This is a genomic window from Streptomyces murinus, assembly GCF_002154555.1.
Lineage (GTDB): Bacteria > Actinomycetota > Actinomycetes > Streptomycetales > Streptomycetaceae > Streptomyces > Streptomyces murinus.
The window spans coordinates 1-11,744 of record NZ_MUNF01000404.1; the positions used below are offsets into that span (position 1 = coordinate 1).

11 protein-coding genes are annotated in these 11,744 nt (G+C 72.7%); 10 read left to right on the forward strand and 1 reads right to left on the reverse strand.

The window, feature by feature from the left end:
* A partial coding sequence (locus CCN72_RS23855) for an oxygenase MpaB family protein (protein WP_086809451.1) occupies positions 1 to 684 on the reverse strand: 684 nt, incomplete at its 3' end.
* 150 nt (positions 685 to 834) lie between these two features.
* On the opposite strand from CCN72_RS23855, the gene CCN72_RS23860 reads away from it, so the two are divergent.
* The 10 genes from CCN72_RS23860 to CCN72_RS23905 all read left to right on the forward strand — a co-directional run.
* Positions 835 to 2,070, forward strand: a complete 1,236-nt coding sequence (locus CCN72_RS23860; protein WP_086809437.1) for a sedoheptulose 7-phosphate cyclase — start codon at positions 835 to 837, stop codon at positions 2,068 to 2,070.
* Between the two features lie 56 nt (positions 2,071 to 2,126).
* Complete coding sequence (locus tag CCN72_RS23865; protein ID WP_086809438.1) at positions 2,127 to 2,543, forward strand: cupin domain-containing protein; 417 nt, start codon at positions 2,127 to 2,129, stop codon at positions 2,541 to 2,543.
* A complete protein-coding gene (locus tag CCN72_RS23870; protein ID WP_086809440.1) occupies positions 2,540 to 3,841 on the forward strand; it encodes an aspartate aminotransferase family protein in 1,302 nt (433 codons plus the stop codon). The genes CCN72_RS23865 and CCN72_RS23870 overlap by 4 nt, the downstream gene beginning before the upstream one ends.
* Complete coding sequence (locus CCN72_RS23875; protein WP_086809441.1) at positions 3,838 to 4,833, forward strand: ABC transporter ATP-binding protein; 996 nt, start codon at positions 3,838 to 3,840, stop codon at positions 4,831 to 4,833. The genes CCN72_RS23870 and CCN72_RS23875 overlap by 4 nt, the downstream gene beginning before the upstream one ends.
* Positions 4,830 to 5,642 (forward strand): ABC transporter permease, encoded by an 813-nt coding sequence (locus CCN72_RS23880; protein ID WP_086809443.1) that lies wholly within the window; start codon positions 4,830 to 4,832, stop codon positions 5,640 to 5,642. The genes CCN72_RS23875 and CCN72_RS23880 overlap by 4 nt, the downstream gene beginning before the upstream one ends.
* A complete protein-coding gene (locus tag CCN72_RS23885; RefSeq protein WP_086809444.1) occupies positions 5,639 to 6,478 on the forward strand; it encodes an ABC transporter permease in 840 nt (279 codons plus the stop codon). Before CCN72_RS23880 ends, CCN72_RS23885 begins: the two co-directional genes overlap by 4 nt.
* A gap of 3 nt (positions 6,479 to 6,481) precedes the next feature.
* On the forward strand, positions 6,482 to 7,927 hold the full coding sequence (locus CCN72_RS23890) for a hypothetical protein (RefSeq protein WP_086809445.1): 1,446 nt from the start codon (positions 6,482 to 6,484) through the stop codon (positions 7,925 to 7,927).
* 8 nt (positions 7,928 to 7,935) lie between these two features.
* The gene (locus CCN72_RS23895; protein ID WP_086809447.1) at positions 7,936 to 10,032 is read left to right on the forward strand and encodes a glycogen/starch synthase; all 2,097 of its coding nucleotides are present in this window, start codon (positions 7,936 to 7,938) and stop codon (positions 10,030 to 10,032) included.
* Positions 10,025 to 11,131, forward strand: coding sequence for a sugar phosphate nucleotidyltransferase (locus CCN72_RS23900; RefSeq protein ID WP_086809449.1), 1,107 nt, complete (start codon positions 10,025 to 10,027; stop codon positions 11,129 to 11,131). The genes CCN72_RS23895 and CCN72_RS23900 overlap by 8 nt, the downstream gene beginning before the upstream one ends.
* Positions 11,124 to 11,744, forward strand: a 621-nt coding sequence (locus CCN72_RS23905) for an ROK family protein (protein WP_244174420.1), incomplete at its 3' end; no start/stop codon positions are given. The genes CCN72_RS23900 and CCN72_RS23905, both read left to right, overlap by 8 nt.

Genomic DNA, 11,744 nt, shown 5'->3' on the forward strand with positions numbered 1-11,744 from the left:
GGGGGCGGGTCTGCCGTACAGGTCGTGGGCGTACGGGGGCAGCGCGGCGTAGGCGAGGGCGGCCACCCGGCGCCACAGCAGATCGCGCGCCGGGATCAACAGGGGTTGTACCGGCGGGCGTCGGAGGAAGTCGTCGACCTCCCGGGCCTCGGGTCCTGCCGTGAGCCGGGGGCGCATCTCCTCGAAGTACGCGGCCAGTTCGGTGCGGTTCGCGGGGACCTCCTGCGGGTCGAGGCCCACCAGGCGGGCGCTGACGCGGCGTTCGGCGATGTAGCGGTCGGCCTGGGCGTCGGTGAGCGGGTAGCCGGAGCGGCGCAGCACCTGGAGATAGGAGTCGACCTCCGCGCAGTGCACCCAGCACAGCAGCCCGGGTTCGCCGACGCCGTACCGCTCGCCGCTCACGGGGTCGGTGACCATGAGCCTGCGGTGGATGCCGCGGACCCGGGCACCGGCGCGCTCGGCGGCCTCCGTCGTGCCGTACGTCGTGACGCCGACGAAGTCCGCGGTGCGCCCGAGGCGGCCCCACGCGTCGCGCCGGAAGTCGGAGTTCTGGAGCACGCCGCGCACCGCGCGCGGGAGCAGGGCCTGGAGGTAGAGAGCGCGGACGCCGACCACCCACATCATGGGGTCGCCGTGCAGCTGCCAGGTCACGGAGCGCGGGGTGTAAAGACCAGGGTCACCCATGTCCGCCAGTATGACCGCCCCCGCTTGCAAGAATCAGCAGCAAGTTTCATCAACTTCTTGCAGACGTGCTCGATCACCTGTTTAACTCAAGCCCTGTTGATCGCAGTTGACGGCCAGCCGGTGGTGAATCCGGCCGATTCGAGGAGTGTCGTGACGGCGCAGACATCCGCCGCCGAATCCGGGGTCCGAGGCGATGACAACGGGTTCACCCTCCGCGCCCCGGACGGGACCTCGTACCGCGTCGACCTCACCCGCGAGGTGCTCTCCCCCGCCAACCCGCTGCTCGCCGAGTGCTGCGAGGGGCGCCGGGTGGTGGCCTTCACCGGGCCGACCGTCGACCGGCTGTACGGACGGCAGCTGCGCGCCTACCTGGACGCGCGGTTCGCCCCGGGCACCTGGAGCGTGCACGTCCTGGCCGGTGGCGAGGACCGCAAGCGCATGGAGACCGTCGAGGAGATCTGCGCCCTGGCCAAGTCGGCCGGCCTGGACCGGGGCGGTGTGATGCTCGCCGTCGGCGGGGGCGTCACCTGCGACCTGGTCGGGTTCGCGGCGGCGATCTACTGCCGGGGCGTGCGCTATGTGAAGGTCAACACCACCCTGGTCGGCCAGATCGACGTGGGTGTCGGCGTCAAGACCGGCATCAACGCCCTGGGCACCAAGAACATGCTCGGCGCCTACCACCCGCCGCACGCCTCCCTCAACGACCCCGCTTTCCTGCGGTCGTTGACGCCCCGCGACATCCGCTGCGGGCTCGGCGAGACGGCCAAGATGGCGATCATCAAGGACGCCCGGCTGTTCCAGGCCCTGGAGGAGTGCCCCCAGGTCTTCCAGCGGCCGTACGCCACCCCGGCATCACTCGCCGAGGAGGGGCTCGGGCGGCGCGGCGTCGAGGACTACGTACTGCGCACCTCGATGCGGCTCATGATGGAGGAGCTGTGCCCGAATCTGCGCGAGCACGACCTGGCCCGGCTCGTGGACTTCGGGCACACCTTCGGGCCCGTGATGGAGACGGCCAGCGCGTACCGGATCGCGCACGGCGAGTCCGTCGCGATCGACATGGCCCTCTCCAGTGAACTCGCCCGCGTGCTGGGCCTGTTGGACGCCCGGGACTGCGAGCGGATCGTCGCCCTGATCGACGCGCTCGGGCTGCCCGTGTTCGACCCGGAGACCTGCACGCCCGAGCTGATGGACCGGGCCCTGAAGGCGTCCTGGGAGCGCCGGGGCCGCCGGCTGCACCTCGTGGTGCCGGACGGGATCGGCTCGGCGGTCTTCGTGGACGACCTGGACGACATCCCCGGCGCCGCGCTCCAGGAGGCGCTGGACGCTCTGGCCGCCCGTGCCGCCCGTGCCGAGAACGCCGCCGCGCCGCTCACGGCCGCCTGCTGAACCCGGTCCCCGCCGCGAACCACCCTTCCCCGCAAGCGCCTTGGAGCCGTACCGCGATGAGTCCTGCCCTGCCGGAGCCGGGAGCCCCGACGCCCGAACCCGTCCGCACCCGCGTCACCAACCTGTACGAGGGGCTGCTGCGTGAGGTGACCGGCGACCACGGCGGAACCGGCACGATCCGCGCCCACCGGGCCTACCTCGGCGCCGGGGCCAGGGCGCCGATCGCGTTCATCGACCTGGTCGTGCTGCCCCCGGGCACCTCCATCGGGCTGCACCGGCACGCGGACGACGAGGAGACGTACGTGATCCTGTCCGGCCGGGGCCGGATGACGCTGGACGGCGAGGAGTTCACCGTGCGCGCGGGCGACCTGGTCCCCAACCGCCCCTACGGCGAGCACGGGCTCGCCAACGACGGCGACGAGGACATCACCCTGCTGGTCTTCGAGGTCGGCCCGCTGGGCGGTGCCGGATGACCGGCCCGCGCCAACGGGAGCTGCTGGAGCGTGAGTCGGCGCATCTGGCGCCCGGTGCCTCGGAGGAGTCCGCGCTGGGCCGCCGGGTCTTCGTCGAGGGCCGCGGCGCGGTCCTGACCGATCTGGACGGCAACCAGTACATCGACCTCGCGGCCGGCACCCTCACCCAGTCGCTGGGCCACTGCCATCCCGAGGTCGTCGCCGCGCTCACCGAGCAGGCAGGCCGGCTGTGGAACGTGCACGACTTCGCCACCGCCGACCGCGCCGCCCTGTGCGATCTGCTCGCCGAACTGCTGCCGGAGGAGCTGGACACCTACGCCTTCTTCTCCACCGGCGCCGAGGTGGTGGAGGCCGCGCTGCGGGCCGTGGCGGCCGTCGCCGAGCCGGGCCGCAACCGGATCGGGGCACTGCGCTACGGCTTCCACGGCAAGACGCAGGGGGCCAGGATGCTGGTCCACTGGGACATCGGCCACCAGGCGTTCTCGGGCAACAGCGTGCTGGGCTACTCCCCTTACTGCTACCGCTGCCCGCTGGAGCTGGAGTACCCCTCCTGCGGGGTGCGCTGCGCCTCGCTGGTGCGCCGGCACATCGCGGAGAAGCCGAACATCTCCGCGCTGGTCTTCGAACCGGTCCTCGGCGCGGCCGGGGTGATCGTGCCACCGCCCGGATACTGGGAGCAGATCGCCGACAGCTGCCGGGAGAACGGGGTGCTGCTCGTCGCCGACGAGGTGCTCACCGGCGGCGGCCGCACCGGCACCTTCCTGGCCAGTGAGCGATTCGGCGTCGAACCCGATCTCGTGACCCTCGCCAAGGGCCTGGCCTCGGGCTTCCCGTTCGCCGCGCTGGCCGGCCGCTCCGCGGTGCTGCGGCATCCCGAGGCGGGCCGCGCCGGATCCACCGCGTCGACGTACGCGAACAATCCGCTGGGCATCGCCGCGGCCAAGGCCACGCTGGAGGTCGTACGACGGGACACGCTGCTCGCCCGGGTGACCGAGCTGGGTGCCGTACTGGACGAGCGGCTGGCCGAACTGCACGCCAAGTACGAGGTGTTGGGCGAGGTGCGCGGGCTCGGGCTGCTGCACGGACTGGAGTTCGTGCGCGACCGCACGAGCCGTCGGCCCGCGCCCGAGATCGCCCGGGCCGTGTACCGGCACGCGCTGGACCTCGGGCTGCGTACCGCGATCGGCGGCCATGTGCTGCGCCTGGCACCGCCGTTCACCATCGACCGCGCGCTCCTCGAAGAGGGCGTGACGCTGCTCGACCGTGCCCTGGAACGGGCCACGGGGGACACCCGGTGATCGTCGCGGAGAACCTGGTCAAGGAGTTCAAGGTCGCCGAGCGGGGGCCCGGTCTGATGGGCAGCCTGAGCACGCTGTTCAGCCGGGAGCACCGGCTGGTGCGGGCCGTTGCCGGGGTGTCCTTCGAGATCCCGGCCGGGACGAAGGCCGCGTACATCGGGGCGAACGGCGCGGGCAAGTCGACCACGGTGAAGATGCTCACCGGGATCATGACCCCGACCTCGGGCCGGGCCCTGGTCGCGGGCCTGGAGCCGTACCGGGAGCGGCGGCGCAACGCGGCCCACATCGGGGTGGTGTTCGGGCAGCGCAGCCAGCTGTGGTGGGACCTCCCGGTGCCGGACTCGTTCCGCATCCTGCGCCGGATCCATGAGATCCCGGACGCCGTCTACCGGCGCAACATGGCCCTCTTCCAGGAACTGCTGGACCTCGACGCACTCGGCAACACCCCGGTGCGGCAGCTCAGTCTGGGCCAGCGGATGCGGGCCGAGGTCGCGGCGAGCCTGGTGCACGACCCCAAGGTGGTGTTCCTGGACGAGCCGACGGTCGGCCTCGACCTGGTGCTCAAGGAGGCCGTGCGCAGGCTGGTCAACCATGTCAACGCCGAACTCGGCACCACCGTGCTGCTCACCAGCCACGACATGGGGGACATCACCGCCATCTGCGACCGGGTGCTGGTCGTCAACCACGGCGAGGTCGTGCACCGCGGGACCATGCACGAACTGCTGCGCACCGCCGACACCAGGGCGGTGGTCTTCGAGCACCACGGCGCCGCCGACGAGGCGATCGGCCTGATCGAGAAGGGACTCGACGGCGCGTCGGCGACGCTGACCGAGGACGGGCGGGTCAAGGTCGAGTATCCGGTGGCCCGTTGGACCGCCCGCCAGGTGATGGGCTTCCTGCTCGACCACTTCGACGTCACCGACTGCGTCGCCCCCGAACCCGACGTGGAGATGGTGCTGCGGCGCATCTACGCCGGCCGGGCGGCCGTGTGAACGCCACCGCCCTGCGCCGCTACACCCCGTTCGCGGCCTCCAGCCTCCAGTCGCTGCTCCAGTACCGCTCCACCTTCCTGATCAACGCCCTGACCGCCACCACCGCCGTCGGCGTCCAGGTCTTCCTGTGGCGCGCGGTGTACGGGGGCCGGCCGGGCGGGCTGCCCGGCGGCTACGACCTGCCGCGCCTGACGACGTATGTGCTGCTCGCCCAGGTGCTCGGCCTGATGCAGGCCAGCCGGGTGGACGAGGAGGTGTCCGGGGAGGTCCAGCGCGGGGACATCGCCGTCTCGCTGCTGCGCCCGGTCAGCTATCCGCTGTCCCGGTTCGCCACCGGGCTGCCGGTCTCGCTCACCAACGCCACGCTGGTCGCCGTACCCGTGGTCGCGCTGTACGCGCTGCTGCTGCCGCTGACCACGCCGACCTGGGGCGGCCTGCTGCTCTTCGCCGTCTCCGCCGCGCTGTCCCTGGTCATCGGCTTCGGGGTGAATCTGCTGGTCGGGCTCGCCGGGTTCGTCACCACCAACATCTGGGGGGTGCGCGTCGTCAAGGACAGCGTGGTCGCGTTCTTCGCCGGGCAGGTGGTGCCGCTCGCGCTGATGCCGGGGCCGCTCGCGGCGGTGGCCCGGGTGCTGCCGTTCCAGGGCATGGTCGACGGCCCGCTGCGGCTGCTGCTCGGCCGCTACGACGGGGCGGCGGGCGCGGCCGGGATCCTCGCGGTGCAGCTCGGCTGGGCGCTGGCCCTGTGCGCGCTGGCCGCGCTGGCCTGGCGCGGTGCCGTACGACGGGTGGAGGTGCTGGGCGGATGACCACGCCCGCACCCGCTGCCGCCCCCGCTCCCGGCCCGCTCGCCACCGCCGCCCGCTACGCCCGGCTGACCTGGCACCTCAGTGCCGTCAGCGTGCACCGGTTGACCGAGTACCGGATGGACTTCCTGCTCGGCGCGGGCGGTCTGGTGCTGCGCGTGGTGTGCCAGGTGGCCGTGGTCGGCATGGTGTTCCGGCAGACCCCCCGGATCGCCGGCTGGGACTACCACGAGGTGCTGTTCCTGCTCGGCTTCTCGCTGCTGCCGCGCGGCCTGGACCGGATGTTCACCGACCAGCTGTGGGTGATGGCCCGCAAACTGGTGCAGAACGGCGACTTCTTCCGCTATCTGATCCGCCCGGTGCATCCGCTGTTCTCGCTGCTGTCCGAACGCTTCCTGTACCCGGACGGCTTCGGCGAGCTGCTCACCGGTGCCGCCCTGACCTGGTACGCGGCCGACCGGCTCGATCTGCGCCTCAGTGCCGTGCAGTGGCTGCTGCTGCCGCTGCTCGTGCTGTGCGGGACGCTGGTCCTCGCCTCGATCAAGACGCTGTTCGCGTCCCTGGCGTTCTGGACGACCAACAGCTTCCCGGCCCTGTACGCGGCCAACCAGCTGGGCGACTTCTCCGGATACCCCCTCGATCTGTACCACCCCTCCCTGCGGTGGCTGCTGACCTGGCTGCTGCCCTACGCCTTCACCGCCTACGTCCCCGCGACCTATCTGCTCTTCGGGCGCACCGGGATGCTGCCCTGGCTGTTCGTGGTGACCGCGGGGGCGGTGACGCTCGCCCTGGTCGTCTGGCACCGGGGCGTGGACCGTTACGAGATGACCGGGAGCTGACCCTTGGACACCCTGTTGCCCGGCGCCCCCGCGCCCGCGACCGCCGGCCTGCTGCGCGAGGCCCCCTGGATGGACGAGGCCGGGCGCCGGGGCCCCTTCGAGCTGTACGACCAGGCGGTGCTCGGCGAGGTCCGGCTGCTGCTGGTCGGGGCGGGCGCCACCCGCTGGTTCGTCCCGGTCCTGGACGCCGACCCGGGCCGGCCGGCCGCCGGTACGACGGCCTTCGACCGCGCCGTGGTGGACGCGCTGCGCACGGGGCTGCGGCTGCCGACCCTGCGCGGCCATGTGATCGAGTTCCGGGGCACGCCCGCCGCCTACCGGGGCCCGCTGCCCTTCGACCCGGGCTGGTGCTCCAACGCGCTGTCCCTGCTCGACCTGGGCGGCATCGCGCACACCCACAAGAGCTACCGGCGGATCGGCACCGGCAACCGGGAGGCCGAGCTGCTGCGTCTGATGGCGGACGGCGGGCGCACCCAGCAGCCGGTCGGCGACTACACGTACGTGGACACGGCGACCGGGGCACGGGAGCCGCTCGGGGTGCTGTACCGGTTCGCCGAGGGCGAGGGGCTCAATGTGCCCCTGCGGGCGGGGATCCGGGCGCTGTGGCCCCTGCTCGCGGACGACGTCGAGCCGGGCGCGGCCGTCGACGCCTCCCAGCGCGAGCTGGTCGCACCCCTGCGGGAGACCGGGCACTTCCTGCGCGACTTCCACCGGGAGCTGGCCGAACGGCTGGGCCCGCACCCGGAGTTCCCCGCTAAGGCGGTCCTCGACGAGACCGCCGAGCGGCTCGCCCGGCTCACCCCGCAGATCCTCGCCGACACCCGCTACCCGGTGCCGGTGCGCGAGGCGGCGGCGACCGGTCTGTCCCGTGAGCTGACCCGCACGGCCGGGCTCCCGGCGCGGCCCTGGCCCGCCGGTCCCTGCCACGGCGATCTGCATCTGTCCCATGTGCTGCGCGGCGAACGCGCCGACGGGGGCTGGGAGTTGTGTGTGATCGATCTGTCGACCCCGCGCGCCGACCCGGCCGACCCAGCCACCGCGCAGTCACCGTGGCAGGATCTGGCCGCCCTCACCCGGGGGCTGGAGATCTTCACGGCCGACGAGTTCTCCGACCACGCGGCCGGCGTCCTCGGCATGGATCCCGAGGACACCTGCCGTACCGCGCTGCTCCAGGCGGCGGGCGCCCGCCCCGACACGCCCGGCTGGACCGAGGAGCGGCTGGCCGGACTCACCCGGCTGCGGCGGGCGGCGGGGCTGTGGGCCGCGCGGGCCGGGAACCTGCTGGCCGACGCGGGCCCGGACCGGGACACGCACCCGGCCTGGCGGCTGCTGCGGCTGCGTCGGCTGATCCATGAGCTCGACTACGCCTACGCCCACGACCGCGCCTACCACGCGGCGATCAACCTGCGGCACGCCGTGGAGGCCCCCGGTCTCCCGGCCGGCGGATGAGGACACCCGTGCACATCATCGAGACGTATTTCGAGTGCGGGGGCTTCGACCACCGCTTCCTCCAGGGCGGGATATCCGTCTACCTCTGGAACCTCTCCACATCGCTGGCCGAAGCGGGCCACCGCGTCTCGGTCGTCACCCCGGCCCACGGCCGACTGGCCGAACTGCGGGCCTCCTACGACCTGGAGACCCTCGACCACGAGGACACCTACGAGCTGCCGCTCGTCCTCGACCCGGACATCTGGGGCGAGCGCTTCCCGGCCGAGGTGGGCATCCCGCTCACCACCACCGCGCACCGGCTGCGGCTGGACGGCGTCGATCTGTACTTCCTGTCCAACCAGTTGCTGGACGCGCTCCCGGACCGCTTCTACCCGCCGTACGACAGCAAGGGCCACGACCTGGTCTTCTTCAAGTCGCTCGCCTACCAGGTCGACACGATCCGCTTCGTGCGCGCCCGGTTCGGGGACGAGAAGGCGCTCGTGCACGCCCATGAGCCGTACTACCACTATCTGATGCCGGCGGCCTTCCGCGCCGACCCCTCGAAGCTGGTCGTCGGGACCGTGCAGAGCAATATGCCGATCACCAAGAAGGTGTACCGGCCCGAGGTGGAACGGCTCCTGGAGTTCCTGGACGCGCCGGTCGCGCTGCCCGCCGAGCGGCCGTCCCCCGCATCCGTGCGCAGCGCCTACCAGCAACGCACCCATCTGCACTACGAGTACGGCCCCGGGCACATCGGCGTCTACGACCTGGTCGCCGACCACGCCGACCTGGTGGACTTCCTCTCGCCGGGGCATCTGGAGTTCTACACCGATTTCGCCGGGACCCCCTTCGAGGAGCCGTTCCGCGAGCTGCCCGGGTACGAGACGGTGCGCCGCAACGCGCACAAGAGCTTCGTCGGCGGCTGTGCGATCGGCGCCCGCTGGACCGCGCCGCAGCGGCCCGCCGTGGACCGCGCGGCCGTCCTCGGCGCCCTCGGTCTGGACCCCGCGCTGCCCACGTTCTTCCACAACGCCCGCTACGCGGTGAACCACAAGGGGCAGTTGGAGCTGTTCCGCGCGGTCGACCGGGTCCTCACCGAGGGTCTGGCGGCCAACTTCGTGCTGCGCTGCCTCAGCGACGACGGGATCGGCGATCCGTACATCCGCGAGGTGGTCGAGCGCCACCAGGACCGGATCCACCTGGAGTGCGAACGGGTCGCCGAGGAACGGATCATGGCGTACGCGGCCTCCTCGGACTTCTGTCTCTTCCCGTCCAAGTTCGAGATGGACACCTTCCTGATCGCGCAGGGCGAGGCGATGGCCGTCGGCGCCGTCCCGATCGCCACGGCCCAGCTGGGCATGGCCCACTTCGGCCATGTCGCCGACCCGCTGGGCACCCCCGGGGCGACCGGCTTCGCCGTCAACCGCTCCTTCGCCGAGGACGATTCGCTGCTCGCGGACGCGCTGGCCCACCGTATCCAGGAGGCCGCCGCCCTGCTGCGCGAGCAACCCGAGGAGTACGCGCGGCTACGGGCCAACTCCATGGCCAACGCACGGCAGTTCACCTGGGCGAACACCGCCCGGCAGCATCTGGACGCCTTCACACCGCTGTGGGAGGGGAGGCGGCCCGCGCGGGAGGTCCAACTCCTGCTGAAGCACGGGTGGTTCGATCTGCTGCCCGAGGAGGCGTACGACACGCGGGCGGACGCGATCGCCGAGGCGGCCGTCCGGTTCGGGGACGCCGACGCCTACGCCCGCTGCCGCCCGCTGGACGGCGAGGCGCGCCGCGCCCTGTTCGACGCGGCCTGGGCGCGCGCCGACTTCGCCCGCTGTGCCCGCGCCGCCGGTGACAACCCGGAGCTGCGGGCCCGGCTGGACGCCCGCCACTCGCTCGCGGACGGCCGGCTGGTCTACCGGCTGCCGCATGCCGCCCGCGTCGAGGCGGTCCTGTGGGCCGAGCCCGCCGGTGCGGGGCGCCGAGGCACAGCAGTGCACCGGGCGGTGGCGACCGGGCCGGGTGAATTCACCATAGGACTGCGCGAACTGACGCACACCGGAGGGGAATTGAACCTGCTGCTGACCCTGGCCGACGGGCGCTCCGCCTGGGACGTGGTGCGCCATGGCTGACGGGGTGCGCGCCGCGCTGCTCGCGGGGGGCGAGGGCCGCCGGATGGGTCCGCTGGGCCACGGCCGGCTCAAGCCGCTGGTGCCGTTCGGGGGAGCCGGGCGGCTGATCGACTTCTCGCTCGCCAACGCCGAGGCGTCCGGGCTCGGCGAGGTGCTGCTGCTGTCCCAGTACGAGGAGCGGCAGCTGATGGACGACCTGTACCGCACCTGGTGGCGACCCGGGTTCCGGGTGCACTTCGGGCCGTACGACCGCGCCTACCGCGAGGGCACCGGCTATCTGCCCCCGCCGCCCGGCGGCACCCCCGAGCGGGGCACCGCCGACGCGCTGATCCGCAAGGCGCCGTACCTGTTCGGACCGGACATCTCCGAGGTGCTGGTGCTGCACGCGGACCATGTGTACCGCTTCGACTACGGGCCGCTGATCGCCGCCCACCGGCGCTCCGGCGCCGCGCTCACCCTCGCCTACCAGCGGATCGAACGCCGTTACGTCCATCTGTTCGGGATGGTCGACTTCGATCCGGCCGGGCGGCTGACGGCGTTCGTGGAGAAGCCCGCCGAGCCGACCAGCGATCTGGTCTTCGCGGCGTTCTGCGTCTTCGACGCGGCCCGGCTGCACCACTATCTGGAGCGGCTGGACGGCACCGACTGGCAGCACGACATCAGCCGGGACGTCATCCCGGCGATGCTGGCGGGCGGCGAGCTGATCCTCGGCCACGAGGTGCCGGGGCACTGGGAGGACATCGGCACCGTCGACCGCTACCACCGGGCCCATCTGGCGCTGGTCGCGGAGCAGCCGTCACTGACGGTCCGTCAACTTCCGTGCACGATACGGCCCGAGGTGCCGCGCGTGGTCGTCGGCTCCGCTCCCGGGGTGAGCCGCAGTCTGGTTCCGGCCGATCTCGTCAACGGCGGGCTGCTGGAGCACAGCGTCGCCTTCCCCGGTGCCAGGATCGGTGCCGGGGCGCGGGTGCGGCGCAGTGTGCTGCTGCCGGGCGCCGAGGTGCCGGACGGCGCCGACATCGATTCCGCGATCGTCCTGGAGGACGGCACGGTGCAGTCCGTCGCGCCCGCCTCCCCCCGAGGAGGAGCCCATGTCTGAACCCGCCTGCACGGTGGTCGATCTGGGCGGCACCACCCTGCGCACCGCCCGCTACGACCTCACCACCGACACCCTGTCCGATGTGCGCCGCACCCCCACCGAGGGCCTCGACCGGCACCCCGGCGCGCCCGTCGCGGTCCTCCAGGAACGCGTGCGCGAACAGCTCGCCGCGCGGTGCGCCGAGGCGGTGCGGCGGCACGGCAGCGGCGCGCTGGCCGTGGCCTTCGCCGGTCCCGTCACCGCCGACGGCCGGGCGCTGGCCGCGCCCACCATCTGGGGCGGGCCCGGCGAGCCGCTGGCCGTGCGGCAGTCGCTGGAGGACCGCCTTGGCCTGCCGGTGGTCGTCGTCAACGATCTGACGGCCGCCGCCTGGCGCTATGTGCACGGCCCCGACGAGCCGCCGTTCTGCCTGATCACGGTGAGTTCCGGGATCGGCAGCAAGGTGTACCGGGCGGGCGAGGTGCTGCTCGACGCGGAGGGCCATGGCGGCGAACTCGGCCACTGGCCCTGCGATCCCTCCCCCGGCGCACCCCGCTGCGACTGCGGCGGCCGGGGCCATCTCGGCGGCATCGCCTCCGGGCGCGGCACCCTCGCCGCCGCGCGCCGCGCCGCC

Coding starts and splice junctions, on each gene's coding strand:
- CCN72_RS23865 (WP_086809438.1), top strand. CDS start 2,127: ATGAGTCCTGCCCTGCCGGAGCCGGGAGCCCCGACGCCCGAACCCGTC.
- CCN72_RS23870 (WP_086809440.1), top strand. CDS start 2,540: ATGACCGGCCCGCGCCAACGGGAGCTGCTGGAGCGTGAGTCGGCGCAT.
- CCN72_RS23885 (WP_086809444.1), top strand. CDS start 5,639: ATGACCACGCCCGCACCCGCTGCCGCCCCCGCTCCCGGCCCGCTCGCC.
- CCN72_RS23900 (WP_086809449.1), top strand. CDS start 10,025: ATGGCTGACGGGGTGCGCGCCGCGCTGCTCGCGGGGGGCGAGGGCCGC.